General features: G+C 69.5%; 16 protein-coding genes. 8 read left to right on the top strand and 8 right to left on the bottom strand.

The features are described 5' to 3' along the window. A complete protein-coding gene (locus AB0K67_RS29835) occupies positions 1–1,695 on the top strand; it encodes an ABC transporter family substrate-binding protein (protein ID WP_364066993.1) in 1,695 nt (564 codons plus the stop codon). Positions 1,696–1,930: 235 nt separating this feature from the next. Here AB0K67_RS29835 and AB0K67_RS29840 read toward each other — a convergent pair whose 3' ends face one another. Further along, the gene (locus tag AB0K67_RS29840) at positions 1,931–2,182 is read right to left on the bottom strand and encodes a hypothetical protein (RefSeq protein WP_364066995.1); all 252 of its coding nucleotides are present in this window, start codon (positions 2,180–2,182) and stop codon (positions 1,931–1,933) included. Positions 2,183–2,376: 194 nt separating this feature from the next. On the opposite strand from AB0K67_RS29840, the gene AB0K67_RS29845 reads away from it, so the two are divergent. Both AB0K67_RS29845 and AB0K67_RS29850 read left to right on the top strand, forming a co-directional pair. Next, a complete protein-coding gene (locus AB0K67_RS29845) occupies positions 2,377–2,826 on the top strand; it encodes a hypothetical protein (RefSeq protein WP_364066997.1) in 450 nt (149 codons plus the stop codon). Positions 2,827–3,284: 458 nt separating this feature from the next. Beyond that, positions 3,285–3,455: a hypothetical protein gene (locus AB0K67_RS29850; protein ID WP_364066999.1), complete on the top strand. Its 171-nt coding sequence runs from the start codon at positions 3,285–3,287 to the stop codon at positions 3,453–3,455. Between the two features lie 149 nt (positions 3,456–3,604). On the opposite strand, the gene AB0K67_RS29855 is transcribed toward AB0K67_RS29850, so the two are convergent. After that, positions 3,605–4,225 (bottom strand): pyridoxamine 5'-phosphate oxidase family protein, encoded by a 621-nt coding sequence (locus AB0K67_RS29855; RefSeq protein ID WP_364067001.1) that lies wholly within the window; start codon positions 4,223–4,225, stop codon positions 3,605–3,607. Then, positions 4,194–4,787 (bottom strand): helix-turn-helix domain-containing protein, encoded by a 594-nt coding sequence (locus AB0K67_RS29860; protein ID WP_364067003.1) that lies wholly within the window; start codon positions 4,785–4,787, stop codon positions 4,194–4,196. The genes AB0K67_RS29855 and AB0K67_RS29860 overlap by 32 nt, the downstream gene beginning before the upstream one ends. A gap of 46 nt (positions 4,788–4,833) precedes the next feature. Here AB0K67_RS29860 and AB0K67_RS29865 point away from each other — a divergent pair, with 46 nt between their 5' ends. Continuing rightward, positions 4,834–6,174 (top strand): MFS transporter, encoded by a 1,341-nt coding sequence (locus tag AB0K67_RS29865; protein ID WP_364067005.1) that lies wholly within the window; start codon positions 4,834–4,836, stop codon positions 6,172–6,174. 100 nt (positions 6,175–6,274) lie between these two features. On the opposite strand, the gene AB0K67_RS29870 is transcribed toward AB0K67_RS29865, so the two are convergent. Further along, positions 6,275–7,360, bottom strand: a complete 1,086-nt coding sequence (locus AB0K67_RS29870) for a PrsW family intramembrane metalloprotease (protein ID WP_364067007.1) — start codon at positions 7,358–7,360, stop codon at positions 6,275–6,277. Positions 7,361–7,419: 59 nt separating this feature from the next. Further along, positions 7,420–8,631 (bottom strand): amidohydrolase, encoded by a 1,212-nt coding sequence (locus AB0K67_RS29875; protein WP_364067009.1) that lies wholly within the window; start codon positions 8,629–8,631, stop codon positions 7,420–7,422. A gap of 37 nt (positions 8,632–8,668) precedes the next feature. Here AB0K67_RS29875 and AB0K67_RS29880 point away from each other — a divergent pair, with 37 nt between their 5' ends. The 3 genes from AB0K67_RS29880 to AB0K67_RS29890 all read left to right on the top strand — a co-directional run bounded on the left by AB0K67_RS29880 (position 8,669) and on the right by AB0K67_RS29890 (position 10,940). Next, positions 8,669–9,070, top strand: a complete 402-nt coding sequence (locus tag AB0K67_RS29880; protein WP_364067011.1) for an ester cyclase — start codon at positions 8,669–8,671, stop codon at positions 9,068–9,070. A gap of 82 nt (positions 9,071–9,152) precedes the next feature. Next, positions 9,153–9,587, top strand: coding sequence for a TIGR03618 family F420-dependent PPOX class oxidoreductase (locus AB0K67_RS29885; RefSeq protein ID WP_364067013.1), 435 nt, complete (start codon positions 9,153–9,155; stop codon positions 9,585–9,587). Positions 9,588–10,085: 498 nt separating this feature from the next. Further along, a complete protein-coding gene (locus AB0K67_RS29890) occupies positions 10,086–10,940 on the top strand; it encodes a glycerophosphodiester phosphodiesterase family protein (RefSeq protein ID WP_364067014.1) in 855 nt (284 codons plus the stop codon). Between the two features lie 96 nt (positions 10,941–11,036). On the opposite strand, the gene AB0K67_RS29895 is transcribed toward AB0K67_RS29890, so the two are convergent. The 3 genes from AB0K67_RS29895 to AB0K67_RS29905 all read right to left on the bottom strand — a co-directional run bounded on the left by AB0K67_RS29895 (position 11,037) and on the right by AB0K67_RS29905 (position 15,491). Next, positions 11,037–13,880, bottom strand: coding sequence for a vitamin B12-dependent ribonucleotide reductase (locus AB0K67_RS29895; RefSeq protein ID WP_364067016.1), 2,844 nt, complete (start codon positions 13,878–13,880; stop codon positions 11,037–11,039). Further along, on the bottom strand, positions 13,877–14,332 hold the full coding sequence (nrdR, locus tag AB0K67_RS29900) for a transcriptional regulator NrdR (RefSeq protein ID WP_043614619.1): 456 nt from the start codon (positions 14,330–14,332) through the stop codon (positions 13,877–13,879). Before nrdR ends, AB0K67_RS29895 begins: the two co-directional genes overlap by 4 nt. An 874-nt stretch (positions 14,333–15,206) precedes the next feature. Next, positions 15,207–15,491 (bottom strand): LysM peptidoglycan-binding domain-containing protein, encoded by a 285-nt coding sequence (locus AB0K67_RS29905; RefSeq protein WP_364067019.1) that lies wholly within the window; start codon positions 15,489–15,491, stop codon positions 15,207–15,209. Positions 15,492–17,601: 2,110 nt separating this feature from the next. On the opposite strand from AB0K67_RS29905, the gene AB0K67_RS29910 reads away from it, so the two are divergent. Further along, a complete protein-coding gene (locus AB0K67_RS29910) occupies positions 17,602–17,853 on the top strand; it encodes a hypothetical protein (protein WP_364067021.1) in 252 nt (83 codons plus the stop codon). Positions 17,854–17,857: the final 4 nt, after the last annotated feature.

Here is a 17,857-nt window from a genome sequence, read left to right on the forward strand (position 1 = left end):
ATGAAACGATCACGTCGACTCGTGTCGGCCGCCGTGGCGTGTGCGCTGCTGCTGGCGGGCTGCGGCGACCAGCAGGGCAGCGGCGCGAGTGGCCTTGACAGCGCCGGGGATGAGCGGGAGCTCAAGGCGTACGACATCAACCCGCAGCCGCGCGAGAAGGTCAAGGACGGCGGGACGCTGCGCTGGGGCATCAACGAGTTCCCCACGCAGTGGAACAGGAACCACGTCGACGGCAACCTGGCGATGGCCGCGGTGGTCAGCAACGCGCTGCTGCCGGGGCCGTTCGTCTCCAACGAGAAGGCGGAGATCTCGGTCGACACCGACTACGTGCTCGACGCCCGGGTGACCAGCCAGAAGCCCAAGCAGGTGGTGACGTACCGGCTCAACCCGAAGGCCAAGTGGTCCGACGGCAAGCCGATCACGTGGGCCGACTACCGCGCCCAGTGGCAGGCGCTCAACGGGCGCGACCCCGACTACCGCATCGTCTCCTCCACCGGCTACCAGGACATCGAGAAGGTCGCGCGGGGCAAGGACGACTACGAGGTGGTGGTGACGTTCGAACGGCCGTTCGGCGACTGGCAGGCGCTGTTCGGGCCGCTGCTGCCGGCCTCGACCAACCGTAACCCCGAGTCGTTCAACACCGCGTGGCTCAACAAGATCCCGGTGACGGCGGGGCCGTTCAAGTTCGGCGGGTTCGACCAGACGGCCAAGACGATCACGCTGGTCCGCGACGACGCCTGGTGGGGCCGGCGGGCCAAGCTCGACCGGATCATCTTCCGGGCCTCCGAGCAGGACTCGCTGATCAGCGCGTTCGGCAACGGTGAGCTGGACATCATCGACATCGGGCCGTCCGCCCCCGACTACGCGCGGGCCAAGGCCACCACGGGCGCGCAGGTGCGCACGGCCGCCGGCCCCGATTTCCGGCACTTCACCTTCAACGGCTCCAGCGACCTGCTCAGGGACGTACGGGTCCGCCAGGCCATCCAGCTCGGCATCAACCGCCAGGCCATCGCGCAGTCCGACCTGCAGGGCCTCGACTGGCCGATCACCGTGCTGAACAACCACTTCTTCATGAACACCCAGGAGGGCTACCAGGACAACGCCGGTGAGCTCGGCGTCTACAACCCCGAGAAGGCCAAGCAGCTCCTCGACGCGGCGGGCTGGAAGCTGAACGGCCAGGTCAGGCAGAGGCAGGGCAGGACGCTCGACCTGCGGTTCGTGGTGCCGTCGGGGGTGCAGATCAGCAAGGCCGAGGGCGAGCTGGCGCAGAGCATGCTCGCGCAGATCGGGGTGAAGCTCACCATCAAGGCGGTGCCGAGCGACGACTTCTTCACCAAGTACGTCATCCCCGGCAACTTCGACATCACGCCGTTCGCCTACATCGGCACGCCGTTCCCGGTCTCCAGCAGCTACGGCATCTACGCCAACGCGACCAACGGCCAGAACTGGAACGCGAACTTCGGGCGTACCGGGTCTGCGGAGATCGACAAGGCGATGAGCCGGGCCGCGCAGAGCCTCGATCCGGTGCAGGCGCGTGCGCTGACCAACGAGGCCGACAAGCTGCTCTGGCCGCTGGTGAACGTGCTGCCGCTCTACCAGCGCCCGCAGATGGTGGCCGTCCGCGAGACGCTGGCCAACGTGGGGGCGCGCGGCTTCTTCGACCTCCAGTACGAGGACATCGGCTTCACCGCCTGACCTAGCCGCGCGCCGCGCTCAGGCTTCGCCGCCTGATCCCGGCCGCGCGCCACGCTCAGGCTTCGCCGCCTGATCCCGGCCGCGCGCCACGCTCAGGCTTCGCCGCCTGGCCCCGGCCTCAGGCTCGTCCACCTTGACCAGGCCGCGATTCGTCGCGCCGCCGCGCTCGGCTCGGGCGCGGCGGCGCGGCACGTCGCGCTTCCTCCTTGGGCGGCGTTGCTACATCGGGGCGGGGTCAGGTGGCGGTGCCGGCCATCACGCGGTCGACGATGCCCTGAGTGCCCTCCTGGCGGGCGCAGTGGGCGCAGCAGTACCAGTGCTCGCCCGACTGCACGCCGTGCCCGATGACCTTGGTGCCGCAGTGCTCGCAGATGGGCGCCATGGCCTCGATCGCGCACTGGAAGCAGTCGAAGGTGTGCACGGCTCCCTGCGCGCGCACTTCGAAGGCCATGTCGTAGTCGTTTCCGCAGGTCTCGCAGACGGCCATGGTGATCCCCTCAATCGGTCGGTCCGCCCGGTCGCATACCCGGTTACGCGGTCCCCCTTCCCCAAGAGCGCTCTATATTCCGGCCTTTCACCACTAGTCCCGACATGACGGGCATCCGATCGTTTCGGTTGAAATTTCGGTCAAATCACAGTAAAGATCGTCCTGCTCATGCTCACCTTCCAGAAGGGTTCTTCGTGCTGACCCGAACGATCATCGCGGCCGCGCTCGCCGCCGCCGGGATCGCCGCCGTCCCCGCCCCCGCGTACGCCGCCGCGGCCGCGTACACCCCCGAACGCGTCTGCGGCAAGGGCTTCCACCGCGTCAAGGACGGCCACCGGGCGATGAAGACCCCGCGCGGAGCCGTGTTCGGCCACGTCTACCTGATGTACAACAAGCGCAGCGGCAAGAACTGCGTGGCCGCCATCAAGACCGCCTACGTGGGCGCCCGCACGACCACCGGCGCCTACCTCGAAGTGCGCGGCGGCGGCCGGAGCGAGGACGTCCAGCGCTACCGCTACTACGCCGAGACCGGCCACATCGACGGGGCCTGGAAGTGTGTGCGCTACAGCGGCTGGACGCGCGACCCCGACAACCGCGTCACCGCGTGGGGCGGGCGCAAGTCGTGGGGCAACTGCCAGGGCTGATGACCAGGCCTTATGAGCGGCGCTGATGAGGTGGCGAGTCAGGGGTAGGGTGCGGAAGAGGGGACGCGAGAGACGCGCCGGTCCCCGTTCTCAAACGAATCAGCACCCGCCGCGACCATTCACCCGTCACGAGAGACTCCTGCCGTCTTCGTAGAAATACGTTGAGCGAGCAGGCGGCCCGGATTAGGTTGGCGCGCATGGCGGCGGGCAAGGAGCCGTCATCGCGTCGCCGACGCGGCACACGGACGTTAAGGAGAAGGACGCGCTTCGGAAGGGGGAAACACCATGAAACGCGTCAGAGTCACGAAGTCGGCCAAGCGGCGCCCCCGGCCGGCGCTGGAGCTCGACCTGCGGTCGCCGGCGGGTCGCCGGCTTCCCTACTGACTTGCTCCTTACACCGAACTTACGGGGGTATCTGTAGATAACATAGGTAACAGGACTATCACGGGGGGCTCACGATGAAGAGGCTTGTGGTGGTGCCGCCAGCTGTTGCCAGGCACAAGATCCGCGACATCCGGTCGGCGGATCGCCGTCGCAAGCCCCCTGCCGATGCCAAGGTCGTCGACCTGCGTGCCTACACCGGCAGAAACGTCATCCGTTTTCCGGGCGGGCCGACCCCCGCCGCCTGAGACCCCCGTTCGCCGAGCCTCACCGCGGTCCGGGCCGCGACCCGGGCCCGGACCGCGAGGCGGCGAATGCAGCCGCTCAGGCGCTTCAAGCGGTCTTGATCCACCGTGCAGGCGCCTTTCCGATTCAGCCGTTCAGGCGCCCTTTCGACTCAGCCGTACAGGCGCTCCTTGTAAGAGTCGCCGTAGTAACGTTCGAGCTCTTCGAGCGTCTCCTCCACCGGCTGCACGTCCTTGATGATCCGCGCGTGCGACGGCAGCGCGCCGGGGTTCCAGGTGTCCGGCTTCCACAGCGACGAGCGCAGGAACGCCTTGGGGCAGTGGTGGAAGATCTGCTCGATCTCGACGACGAGCGCGAGATGCGGGCGGTGACCCTTGACGATCATCTCGTCGAAGAACGGCGCTTCGCGGACGAGCCGGGCGCGGCCGTTGATGCGGAGGGTCTCGTTCCGCCCCGGAATCAGAAAGATCAGCCCTACGTGCGGATTTTTCAGGATATTGCGGAATCCGTCGGCCCTGCGGTTCCCCGGCCGGTCCGGGATGGCGATCGTGGTGTCGTCGATGACGTGGACGAACCCCGCGGGGTCGCCCTTGGGCGAGACGTCGCAGGCGCCGGTGTCGTCGGACGTCGCGATCAGGCAGAACGGCGAGGCCGCCAGCCACTCGCGGTCGCGCTGGTGCAGGCGAGGCCGGTCCTTCGTGGCGGCCCGGGGCTTGACCTCTCCCAGCAGCTCGCGGAGCTCAGCCTCCGACTCGATCTCCGTCCACGTCATGTGATCTCCCTTCGGGGGTTTCCCCAATCTTTTCAGAAATGGGGGAAAGCATCCGGTGCGGGGTCTGAAGGGCGCGGCTGACCGGATCTTGCCTGGCGTCGTGGCGCAGGCCGGGACCCGGGCGGATCTCGATCTCCTCAAGAGGGACCGTACGATCGCAGGACGGGCAGCGGGACGCGTGATCGAGCCGGATGCCGCAGGCCACGTGGTGGAACAGCCGGCGCGGGCCGCGCTCGGACAGGTGCCGCTCGCCCCATCCGATCAGCGCCAGCACGGGCGGCCACAGCTCGTGACCCATGGGGGTCAGGACGTACTCGTGGCGCGGCGGTGAGTCCTGGTACCGGCGGCGTTCGAGGACGCCGGCGGCGACGAGCGTGGACAGGCGCTGGGACAGCACGGCCTTCGGGATGTCGAGGTGGGCCTGGAAGTCCGCGAAGCGGCGCACGCCGTACAGGGCGTCGCGGACGACGAGCAGCGTCCACCGCTCTCCGATCACTTCGAGCGCGCTGGCCAGCGAGCAGTCCTGGCCTGCGTAGTCCTTTCCGAGCGCCACGCCCCACATGTTAGTTCATTCACCGAACCGTGCTACCGTGCGCGGTGTGAGTTCAATGACCGAACCTTCGGTGGCCGTTCCCCGGCCGTGGACGCTTCCCGTGGCGACGTCGGCTCCGTTCCTCGCCATGACGAACTTCTCCTCGCCGATGGTGACGCTGCCGCAGATCGCGCGGTCGCTGGAGGCCGGGCCGACGGGGCCGGTGTGGATCCTCGGCTCGATCGCGCTCGGGCTGTCGTCATCGCTGCTGGTCGCGGGCGGGCTCGCGGACGACTACGGGCGCAGGAGGGTGCTCGTGATCGGCAGCGGCGTGCTCGCCGCGTCGAGCGTGCTGGCCGCGGCGAGTCCGGGCGTGGTGACGTTCGTGCTGGCCAGGCTCGTGCAGGGCGGGGCGAGCGCGGCCATGCTGGCCGCCGGCCTGGGCATCGTGGGACACGCCTTCCCCACCGGCGCCGCCCGGGTGCGCGCGACCGGCCGTTACGGCGCCATGATCGGGCTCGGCACGATGGCGGGCCCGCTGCTGTCCGGCCTGGTGGCGACGGCGGTGAGCTGGCGGGCGGTCTACTGGCTGACCGCCGCCGCCGCGCTGGCCCTGACCGTGGTGTCGGCAAGGGCGCTCGACGAGTCGCGCGCGCCCGCGCCGCGCCGGCCGGACCTGCCGGGCGTGGTGCTGCTCACCCTCGGCCTGGCGGCGCTGGTCGCGGGCGTGACCGAGGGGCGTCTGGGCTGGTCGCGGCCTGTCGTGGTGTGGGCGTTCTGGGCGGCCGCGGTGCTGATCGCCGCGTTCGTGGCCGTCGAGCTGCGCCGGCGCGAGCCGCTGCTCGACATGGCGCTGTTCCGGCGTCCGCTGTTCCTGGTCGCGACCGGCGGTGCGGTGATCGTGGGCACGGCGGTGGTGGGACTGCTCAGCTACCTGCCGACGCTGCTGCAGGCGTCGTACGGGCTGACCGCGCTGGACACCGCCTGGCTGTTCGCGGTCTGGGCGGGGATGTCCTTCGTCACGTCGCTGCTGTCCGCCCGCGTACGCCTGCGCACCGCCGAACGGTTCGCGCTCGGCCTCGCGCTCAGCGCGACCGGCTACCTCTGCCTGCTCAGCCTGGCCACCTCGCTGTCGCTGCCGCTGCTCGTTGCCGGGCTGGCGGTCAGCGGGACGGGCTCAGGGCTGATCAACTCCTCCATCAGCCACCTGGCGATCGAGAGCGTGCCCGCCCACCGGGTCAGCATGGGCTCGGGGGCCAACAACACCGCGAGGTACATCGGCTCGTCGCTGGGCGCGGCCGGCATGGCGGCCGCTGTGGCGGCCTTCGGCCTGTCGCAGGGCACGACGGTCGCGGTGACGGCCGCGATCCTGCTCACCGGCCTGACCGCGCCCGCCGTCCTGCTCGTACGAGCCTGACCCCCGCCGGCCGTCCTGCTCGTACGAGCCTCACCCGCGCCCTTCGTGCCGCCCGTGCGAGCCTCACCCGCGCCCGCCGCGCCGCTCGTACCGGCGCCCCTCACCAGCGGCGCGACCTGGCCATCGCCGCCAGGTACGCGTCGCGCTCGGCCGCGAACCGCGCCGGGTCCATTCCCTTGCGCTCGGCCCTGACGTGCAGCATGGTCAGCTCGGTCGCCGCGTGCTGGTAGTCGCTCATGGCCCGGCCGAGCCCCGCCTTCCTGGCCCACCTGCGGGCCGCCTTGCGGGTGGACAGCGTGGTGAGCATGCGCAGATCGGCGTCGCTGATCAGCCCCGTGGCCTGGTAGGCGGGCAGGTAGTAGGCCATCTTCGCGATGAGGTGGCGGCGCTCGTTGACGGTCACCACGATCAGCACGATCAGCGCCACCATGATCACCAGGTACGCGCCGCCGAGCACGTTCAGCGACCCTGTGCTCGCCGCCCCGTTCCACAGGCCGTGCAGGAAGACCGCGCCCAGGTAGCCGAGCGGGATGGCGGCGTACCTGCCCGCGGTGCCGCGGGTCAGCGCGTATGCGACACCGAGACCGATCATCGAGGTGTAGATCGGATGACCGAGCGGGTCGATCAGGCCGCGCATCACGAAGAGCTGCACGGCCGCGCCGGGGCCGTCCTCGCCGAAGGCCAGCAGGTAGTAGCCGACGTTCTCGACGGTGGCGAAGCCGAGGCCGGTCATGGAGGCGTACACGATGCCGTCGGTCAGCCCGTCGATCTCCGCGCGCCTGCGCAGGAGCAGCAGCAGAGCGGAGCCCTTGAGCGCCTCTTCGATCACCGGGGCCAGCACGATGGAGCCCACGTCGCGGACGGTCGCGGCGGCGTACCCGGCCCTGGTGAACAGCTCCTGGCCGGCGAGCGTCAGCGCGATGCCCGCCACGATCGCCACGCCCGCGCCCCAGGCGAAGGCGAAGGCCAGGTTGAGCTTCGGCTCGGGCTCGAGCCTGTCCAGCGAGAGCACGGCCGCGAGGAGCACCGGAAGGGGTGCAAGGCCCAGCAGCGCGGACAGGCCGAACCCGACGGGACCGCCAGCGTGCAGCATCACCGCGAGCACGATGAGCGCGAGGAGACCGGAGGCGACAAGCCCGATCAGCAGGGCCTTGCTGGGGCGTTGGGCGAGCAGCGGAGCAGTCATGGTGGTGCCCTCTCTTCCCGTCTCCCCGACCGGCTATGCGCCCCGGCCGTCACGCACGCTTAACGGTCGCTCGATTCCCGGTAATAAGGATCTGCCACCACGGATTCGCCGTCTGCGTAGGAATACACTTCCCGGCCCGCGATGAAAACCTGCACCGCGCGGCTCATCACGTCGAGCGGGTCGCCGTCCCAGATGACCACGTCGCCGTCGAGGCCCGGACGCAGCGCGCCCACCCGGTCGTCGATGCCCATGATGCGGGCCGGGTTGACGGTGATCGAGCGCAGCGCGGCGGCCCGGTCGAGCCCCTCCTTGACCGCCAGCGTGGCCTGGTGGACGAGGAAGTGGATGGGCACGACGGGGTGGTCGGTGGTGATCGCCACCTCGACGCCGGCCCGGTCGAGGATGCCGGGGTTGCGCAGCGAGCGCTCCCGCAGCTCGACCTTCGACCGGCTGGTGAACAGCGGGCCGATGATGACCGGGACGTTCCGCTCGGCCAGGATGTCGGCCAGCAGGTGGCCCTCGGTGCCGTGGTTGATCACCAGGCGGTAGCCGAACTCGTCGGCCAGCCGCAGCGCGGTGGCGATGTCGTCGGCGCGGTGGGTGTGCTGGCACCAGGGCAGTTCGCCGTCGAGCACGCGTACCAGGGTCTCCAGCGTCGCGTCGCGGTCGAACGGCTTGCCCTCGTCCGCCGCCGCGGCCTTCCTCGCCTTGTAGTCCTGTGCCTTCATGAACGCGTCGCGGATCACCGCGGCGACCCCCTGGCGGGTGGAGGGCAGCTTCTTCTGCTCGCCGTAGACGCGCTTGGGGTTCTCGCCGAGCGCGCTCTTGACGCTGACCGGCTCCTTGATCAGCATCTCGTCGACCGTCCTGCCCCAGCACTTGACCGCGACCGTCTGGCCGCCGATGGGGTTGCCGGAGCCCGGCTTGATCACGGCGGTGGTCACGCCGCCGGACAGCGCGTCGCCGAAGGCCATGTCGGCCGGGTTGATGGCGTCGAGCGCGCGCAGGCGGGCGCCGTTGGGGTCGGTCATCTCGTTGGTGTCCTGGCCCGCCCAGCCCTCGGCCTCCTCGTACACGCCGAGGTGACCATGGGCCTCCACGAAGCCGGGCAGCACCCAGCGGCCCGCGGCGTCGACGACGCGGGTGCCTTCGGGGATCGCGACGTCCCGGCCGACGGCGGCGATCTTGCCGTCCTGGATGAGGACGGTTCCCCCGTCGATGGGGTCGCCGTCGACGGGCACAACGTATCCACTGGTAATGGCGAGGTTCATGAGTCGTAACCTACAGGTCACCGGGTAGGGGGGACGTATGCCGGCCGACCTCTACCGACGATGGCTCTTCGAGCTGTGGAACGGCGACTTCTCCCTGACCGGCGAGCTGGTCACCCCCGACTTCGTCGGTCACTGGCCCGGCATGGACGTCTCGGGGCCCGAAGGACTCGCCGAGGCGCTGCGGCAGGCGCACGAGCCGTTCGCCGGCGTGCACCTGACCCTCGACGTGGGGCCGATCGTGGACGGCGATCTCGTGGCGGCGCGGTGGACGTTCGCGGGGATCTACCGGGGTGGGCTGCCCGGGGCGACGGCGCCCGAGGGCACCGGGGTCGCCTTCAGCGGGCACGACATTCTGCGGGCCCGGGAGGGGCGATTCGCCGAATACTGGGTGATCTCTGACCTGCAGACCTTCAGCCGCCAGCTCGGCATCTCGATATAAGGTGATATTTCCCCTTATCTAGCCGATGGGTCGGTGAATGGCGGAGAAGTACGGTCCGGGAGCGGGGCCCGCGCCCCAGTCCATGCGGGATGAGCAACTGTCCGGCCTCCTGGCCGCGCAGCGCTTCGGCGCGCTGGCCACCAACCAGAGCAGCGGCCACCCCCATCTGTCGACCGTCGCCTACACCTGGGACCCGCAGCAGCGCGTCGTCCGCATCTCCACGATCGCCGGGCGGCTCAAGGTGCGCCGGCTCCATAAGGACCCGCGCTGCGCGCTGTATGTCGCCAGCGACGACTTCATGGCCTTCGTCGTGGCCGAGGGGGAGGCCGAGCTGTCGCCGGTGAGCACCGAGCCGGGCGACGAGGTGGGCAGGGAGCTGCTGGCGATGCAGCCGCCGTCCGCCGTCTCGGGGCCGGGGCAGGAGGAGGCGTTTCTGCGTCGGATGGTGGCGGACCAGCGCCTCGTGATCAGGATCCGTGTGAGCCGCCTGTACGGAACGTCCCTGCCCATCGGCTGACGCCGCGCCTCGCCGGACGAGCCACCGTTCGCGCAGAGCCGCCCCGCGCGCCACCGTTCACGCGAAACTTCCCGCCTGCGCCCTTTGCGCAGAACCCCCGACACGCCACCGTCCACACAAAACCACCCGCACGCCCCCGTTTGCACAGAACAACCCGCCTGCACCCTTCACACGGAATCGCCCACACGCAACCGTCCACACGAAATCACCCGCACGCCCCCGTTTGCGCGGAACCGCCTGCCTGCGCCGTTCGCACAGAACCACCCGCCTGCGCCGTCCGCGCGGAACGTCCCTCCCCGCCGCCTGCCCCCTTGGCACGGTATGTCGCGTAATGCCGCGCGAACCTCCCCGAGGTCGGCCAACCCGCGGATTTCTTTACCTTCGATCCGCGTGTCTATTGCTCATCCGTGCGGCACCGCTGGGTTACCCTCCCCTCAACTCGAAGTCACAAGATCTTGTCACCGTCGAGTCGTCATCTCTTCCCACCAGAGGAGACTCATGATTCAGCGGCTCGCCGTGCTGACCATTGCCTCACTGTCCCTCATCTTCCCCACCCCTGCCGCCCCCGGTGCGAACGCGACCAGCGCGGTGGAGAGCGCCGCGGCGACGGTCACCGCCGTCGCCCACCGCGGTGCCTCCGCGTACGCGCCGGAGAACACCCTCGCCGCGTTCCGCCTGGCCGCCGACCAAGGCGCCGACATGTTCGAGCTGGACGTTCAGGAGACCAAGGACCACCACCTGGTCCTGATGCACGACACCACGCTGACCCGTACCACCGACGTGGAGAGCCGCTTCCCGGACCTCGCTCCGTGGAACGTCGGCGATCTCACCCTCGCCCAGATCCGCAAGCTCGACGCCGGCTCCTGGAAGTCCGGCAAGTACAAGGGCGAGCCCGTGCCCACGCTGGGCGAGGCGCTGGAGGAGATGCGCGACGAGGGCATCGGCCTGCTGCTCGAGGTCAAGTCCCCGAGCCTCTACCCGGGTATCGAGAGCCGCATCGCCGCCGAGCTGCGCCGGCACTCCTCCTGGCTGGCGCCGGGGCGGCTGGTGGTGCAGTCGTTCGACTGGAACTCCATGCGCCGGTTCGCGCGCCTGATGCCGCAGGTGCCGATCGGCCTGCTGGGCACGCCTTCGACCGGTGAGCTGCCGGGGCTGGCCTCGTTCGCCGACCAGATCAACCCGCCGTACGACGATGTGACGGCCGGGTACGTGCGCCAGGTCCACAAGCTCGGCATGGACGTCCTCACCTGGACGGTGGACGACCCCGACGTCATGCGGCGGATGGTGACGTACCGGGTGGACGGCATCATCACCAACAAACCCGACGTGCTGCGCTCAGTGCTCGACTTCTGAGCCACCGCGTAAGCAACGCAGAGGGGGCCCGGATCGGAATCCGGGCCCCCTCGTTCACATGGTCGTCACGCGACCGCCCGTATCAGCGGCGTCAGATCAGCTGCAGCCGCTGGTCGAACCGCAGCCCTCGCAGACGTAGCAGCTGCCCGCCGGGCGCATCTTCGTACCGCAGGTCATGCAGAGCGGCGCGTCGGCCGTGAAGCGCCGGTGGCTCTCCAGCGTCAGCTCCTGCTTGACGGCCGGCAGCTCCTTCTCGGCCTTCGGCTCGGCGGTGGCGGCAGCCGCGGCGGCCGCCGACTCGATCGGAGCCGACTGCGCGAGCGCCTCGCGGTCGACCGCCTCCTGCAGCGCCGCCGGGTCCTCGCCGCGCTGCTGCGCCGCCCGCTCGGCCGCCGAGAAGATGCCGAGCGCCGCCCGCTCCTCGTACGGCAGGTGGTCAAGGGCCAGCCTGCGGAAGATGTAGTCCATCACCGAGGTGGCCATCCGGATGTCCTGGTCGTCGGTCATCCCGGCCGGCTCGAACCGCATGTTGACGAACTTGCTGACGTACGTCTCCAGCGGCACGCCGTACTGGAGGCCGATGGAGATCGCCACCGAGAAGGCGTCCATGACGCCCGCCAGCGTCGAGCCCTGCTTGGACATCTTGAGGAAGACCTCGCCGAGACCGTCGTCCGGGTAGGACGAGGCGGTCATGTAGCCCTTCGCGCCGCCCACCGTGAACCGGGTGGTCGTGCTCGGCCGCTGGTTGGGCATGCGGCGGCGGGTCGGCCGGTTGACCTCGACGACCTTGACCTCCGGCTCGGCCTTCTGCTCCTGCTTCTTCGCGCTGTCGCCGGCCGACAGCGGCTGGCCGACCTTGCAGTTGTCGCGGTAGACGGCGAGGGCCTTCAGTCCGAGCCGCCAGCCCTCGAGGTAGACCTGCTCGATGTCGTCGACCGTGGCCGACTCGGGCAGGTTGACGGTCTTGGAGATGGCGCCGGACAGGAACGGCTGCGTGGCCGCCATCATCCGGACGTGCCCCATGGGAGCGATCGCCCGCTCGCCCATCGCGCAGTCGAACACCTCGTAGTGCTCCTGGCGCAGGCCGGGGGCGTCGACGACGTGGCCGTGCTCGGCGATGTACTCGACGATGGCCTCGATCTGCTCCTGCTGGTAGCCGAGCTGCTTGAGCGCCCGCGGGACCGTCTGGTTGACGATCTGCATCGAGCCGCCGCCGACGAGCTTCTTGAACTTGACCAGCGCCAGGTCCGGCTCGATGCCGGTCGTGTCGCAGTCCATCATCAGGCCGATCGTGCCCGTGGGGGCCAGCAGGCTGGCCTGGGCGTTGCGGTAGCCGTACTTCTCGCCCAGCTTCAGGCACTCCGACCACTGACGCGTCGCCTCGGCGTGGATCTTGGCGTCCATGGTGCCGATGGTGCGCAGGTCGTCGTTGGCCGCCGCGTGCTTGCGCATGACCCGCTTGTGCGGCTCGGCGTTGCGGGCGTAGCCCTCGTACGGGCCCACCACGCTCGCCAGCTCGGCGCTGCGCCGGTAGGACACACCGGTCATCAGCGACGTGATCGCCGCCGCCACCGCCCGGCCGCCGTCGGAGTCGTAGGCGTGGCCGGTCGCCATCAGCAGCGCGCCGAGGTTGGCGTAGCCGATGCCGAGCTGCCGGTACGCCCGCGTCGTCTCACCGATCTTCTCCGTCGGGAAGTCGGCGAAGACGATCGAGATGTCCATCGCGGTGATGATCAGCTCGGTCAGCTTGACGAAGTCGGCGATGTTGAAGGAGCCGTCGTCCTGCAGGAACTTCAGCAGGTTGATGCTGGCCAGGTTGCAGGAGGAGTTGTCGAGGTGGACGTACTCGCTGCAGGGGTTGCTGGCGGTGATGCGGCCGGTCTCGGGGGTGGTGTGCCAGTCGTTGATCGTGTCGTCGTACTGGATGCCGGGGTCGGCGCACTCCCAGGCGGCCTGGGCCATCTTGCGGAACAGCGTCCGCGCGTCGACCTTCTCGATCACCTCGCCGGTCAGGCGGGCGCGCAGGCCGAACTCGCCGCCGTTCTCCACCGCGCGCATGAACTCGTCGGAGACGCGGACGGAGTTGTTGGCGTTCTGGTACTGCACCGAGACGATGTCCTTGCCGCCGAGGTCCATGTCGAACCCGGCGTCGCGCAGCGCGCGGATCTTGTCCTCCTCGCGCGCCTTCGTCTCGATGAACTCCTCGATGTCGGGGTGGTCGACGTCGAGCACGACCATCTTGGCGGCCCGGCGGGTGGCGCCGCCGGACTTGATCGTCCCCGCCGACGCGTCGGCGCCGCGCATGAACGACACCGGCCCGCTGGCCGTGCCGCCGCTCGACAGCAACTCCTTCGAGGAACGGATCCGCGACAGGTTGACACCCGACCCGGAGCCGCCCTTGAAGATCACGCCCTCTTCCTTGTACCACTCCAGGATCGACTCCATCGTGTCGTCCACGGAGAGGATGAAGCACGCGCTCACCTGCTGCGGCGACTGCGTGCCCACGTTGAACCACACCGGCGAGTTGAACGCGAATATCTGGTGCGCCAACGCGTACTTCAACTCATGGTCGAAGATCTCGGCGTCCTCTTCGCTCGCGAAGTAGCCGTGCTCGAGACCCGTCTTCGTGTAGACGCCCACGACCCGGTCGATGAGCTGCTTGAGGCTCCACTCGCGCTGCGGCGTGCCCACGGCGCCACGGAAGTACTTGGTCGTCACGATGTTCGTCGCGTTCACCGACCAGAAGTCGGGGAACTCGACACCTCGCTGCTCAAAGTTGACCGACCCGTCGCGCCAGTTCGTCATGACGACGTCCCGGCGCTCCCACTTGATCTCGTCATACGGGTGCACACCGGGCTTGGTGAAGATCCGCTTCATCTTCAGGCCCTTACGCGGACGCTTGCCCCCGCGCGCCACTGAACCGCTGGCCGTCTCCGTCATGACTCCCCCTTCTCCGCCTTCAACTGTTTGATCTCGGCTTCGAAGTCCGCCAGGCTCTCGAAACCGCGATACACCGATGCGAACCGCAGGTACGCCACCTCATCCAGCTCGCGCAGCGGCCCGAGGATGGCCAGCCCCACTTCGTTGGACGGGATCTCGGCCGCACCCTTCGCCCTGATGGCCTCTTCCACCCGCTGCCCCAGCTGCGCCAGCGAATCCTCACTGACCGGCCTGCCCTGGCAGGCCCGCCGTACGCCCGCGACGACCTTGTCACGCGAGAACGGCTCCGTCACTCCGCTGCGCTTGCTCACCATGAGCAGTACGGTCTCCTGCGTGGTGAACCTGCGTCCGCACTCGGGACAGGTCCGCCTGCGCCGGATGGCCGCACCGTCGTCCGTCGAGCGACTGTCGATGACCCTGGTGTCAGGGTGGCGACAGAACGGACAGTGCACGCTTTTTCGCCTCCAAGACCTGCGGCCACCACACGCCGCAGAAAACCCCGTGACGGGACGCTGAAGCACGCTCCACGGCACCCCATGGAGCGGTCACGGAAACACAAGGTGTGGTGAACTACATCGGTGAAACTACTAGATGTTGTGGTCCAACCGTAGAAGCGCGCCGCCATGAACGCAACTCGAGCCGACTCTTTCCGCCGAAGTCGCTGATCAGCCCACCGGGCTCACGCGTCCCGGGCGTGTCGCGCCGCCGCGGGTGATCTTCTCGCAGGTGAGAGCGTCACATCGGTTGTGTTCGGCCTCGCACGTGAACGAATCTCACAGCGAGACCGACCGACACTCGCCACGCTTCCTCCCGTCGCGATGACCGCCGTTTCATCCGACCAACCAGTCACGCTTGCCAACGCATTCCGCACCCGACTCACGCGCTCCCACCTACACGGGCCCCAAGCTCTCCCCTCCGGCCGCACTGCCCCGCCCTCCGGGTGCTCCCCTGCCAGGCGGGGTGCGGCCTTGCCGGGATCTTCGGGGGTCGGAGTGTCGAGGGATCAGCGTGGCGCACATACCCGGGCGCTGATCATCGCGGCTCGTTCATCCGGAAGCTGATGGGCGTAACGCACCCACCGGTGAGCTGATCGCGGTTGCGCACCCTCACCCGGAAACTGACCGGCGTGGCGCACCCCCTCAGGGGCTGACCGCCGTAGCGCACCCCCTCGGAAACTGACCGGCGTGGCGCACCCCTTCAGGGGCTGACCGCCGTAGCGCACCCCACCCGGAAGTAATCGTCATAGTGCACCCCACCCGAACACCGAACACGGTGGCGGGCTCGCCCGGAATGCTGTTGTCCCGGAGCGATCGCCTTGGGGGTCGATCACCGTAACGCGGCGGCGTTTCTCGGCACGTACAGACGGCTGCCGGGCTGGATGAAGGAGTCGGGCAGGCCGTTCAGCCGCTTGATCTCCTCCACCGGAGCAGCGGGGTCCTCCCCCTCCGCGAGCGCATCAGCGATCTTCCACAACGTATCCCCCTTGTGCACTTCCACCCACGGCAGGCCGGTGTGGTCGGTCACCACCACCTGCACCGCCGCGTAACCAGCGGCCCGCGTGCCGAGCCAGAAGCCGCCCAGCGACAGCAACGCCGCCGCGACGACCAGCACGATCCGTCCGCGCCGCGTCAACCGCACAGAAGCCGCCTGCCGCCTCGCCCCGGCCCTCCCCAGCCCAGGCGCACCGCCTCGCTCCCGCCCGCCCACGCTCACGGGCCTCCCGGCGCTCCCCCGCCCGGCCGAACTCCCCCGCCGAGCCGCACCGTCCCTCTCAGCCGGGCCTCCCCTCCCGGCCTCACTAGCTAGTCCAACCGCTCCGTCGCGCCCGACCCGGCTCTCCCGCCAGACCGCGCCGTCCTGCACGGCAGCGTTCCCACGCCCGAGGGTGCTCTCCCGCTGAGCCATGCCGCCCCGCCGAGCCGCGCCGCCCCGCTGGACCACGCTGCCCCGGCGGGAAGCGAGAGCCACCTTTTCGCGCTCGCCCGTCGTCTCGCGCTGCGATCCCGCCTCGGGGTCAGCCTCCGCCTGCCGACCTGCCGCCTTCCCCCGCCTGGTCGCGCTCGCCCCTGGCCTCGCGGCCCCGCTGGTTCGGCCCGATGAAAGCGCGCCGCCGTGTTCCTTGGTGGCCGGCGCAGAGCGTCGCCCGGATCTGCCGGCTCGCTCCGACTCACGCGTCCCGGCCTCTCCCTGAATAAGCGTCAGCCGAGCCCGCTGGGGTACGCCACCGACCTCACCAGCGTCGGCTCGCTTCCAGAAGCGCCGGAAGAGGGCGATGCCACCAATGGCCTTGCCCTGCACGCTCCGGGAAGCGAGGACACGGCCAAGAGGGGTGTCAAACCTGCCCTCACCACACCGGAGCGACCCAGAAGACCTGCCCTCACCACGCCGAGACGGCCCAGAGGGGCCGCCGATTCCAGCGGAGGCCGGTGACGAAACGCGGCCCGTGCCATCACCACGCCGCAGGCGAGCAGGAGCGCCGCCCCCTACTCCGGCCCCCGCCGAGGAGACGCGCCCCCTGCCATCACCGCGCTGGGAACGAGCAGGAGCGTCGTCTTTGCGTCCGGCGGTGGACGGCGACACGGCGTGACCACCACCATCACCGCGCCGAAGAGTTTCGAGAGCACCGCCGTCACCGCGCCGGAGAGCCTCAGGAGCACCGCCGCTCCCACCAGCGGCACTCAACAAGGCGCGCCCCCTGCCACTTCTGCGCCGAGCACGCATAGGAGCGTCCCCACTCCTACCCGCGGTCCCTGGCAATGCGCGGCCTACGCCATCACCACGCCGCGTAGGACCGCCGGGGCTCCCGGCTCCGTCCTCCGAGGATGCGCGGCTCATGCCATCGTCCCACCGGAGACGGGCGGCAGCGTTGCTACGTCCGACGGCGGGCGACGGCAGGGCGTGACCCCTGCCGTCGCCACTACGGAGAGGCGCAGGAGCGTCCCAGCTCCCGGTACCGGCCGCCGAGGACTCGCCGCCCGCGCCGTCACCTCGCTGGAGATCGCCGGGACCCTCGCCGCCTCCGGTGACGGGCGTGGACGCGGTGCGGGCACTGCCCTCGCGAGCCCGGGAGGGGGTGGGGTCGGGGGGTAGGCCGCTGGCGTTCGTCCCGCGTCGGCGTGGTCTGCCGGGCAGAGGCACGTCGTCGCGCAGCCCATCCCCGCCGCGCTGCCACCGGCCTGGCCTGCCGGGCTGGGACACCTCGTCGCGCAGCCCGTCCCCGCCGCGTTGCCACCGGCCTGGCCTGCCGGGCTGGGACGCCTCGTCGCGCAGCCCATCCCCGCCGCGCTGCCACCAGCGCGACCTGCCAGGATTTGCTACGGCCCGGCCGGCCGGCGTGTCGCTCGTCTCCGCGCTACCCGCCGCTGCTTCTCCGCTCCTGGACGGCGCGGAGCCTCCCAGGTCGCCGCTCCCCCGGCTCGCCCCGGCCGGGCGTCTTTCGTTTCGAAGCGCGTCGCCGATGCTGTCGGGCGTGTCGCGACTTCCCGATGCACGGCGCGTTCCCGTAATCCCTATCTCGTCCGGAATCCCGTTGTTTTGTGCCGACTGCTCGACGTCTTCGCCGGTGCGCGGCGGTGGTACGAGGTGCAAATGGGGCCTCCCCCCACGACTCCCACGGGGCCCCAACCTCTTGCCGGAATTCACGCGAACACTACCCCCCGCCCGCGTATTGTCTGTCCGTCGATCGTCACTCCGCGTCGCTTCGGCGATCAAGGTGAGCCGGTTGACGTCTTCGCTGGTCGTGTCCGAGTTTGTGGGCGTTCGCATGGATGACCTCCTGCCGTGCGGCCTGAGGAAAAGGGCAAATAAGATCGGCGAATCGAACACGGTGTCGATCGAACTCCCGTACGATGTTGTACACCACACTGGCGACAATTTCGAGGAAGACTCGAACAATTGTTTGAAGATGATCTTCAACAGCGATACGGTCGCTGTGTGCGACATCAGGACCACACACCGGGAGGTCCGCCGGTGAGGCG

Origin of the sequence: Nonomuraea sp. NPDC052634, assembly GCF_040678535.1 — a bacterium.
Lineage (GTDB): Bacteria > Actinomycetota > Actinomycetes > Streptosporangiales > Streptosporangiaceae > Nonomuraea > Nonomuraea fastidiosa.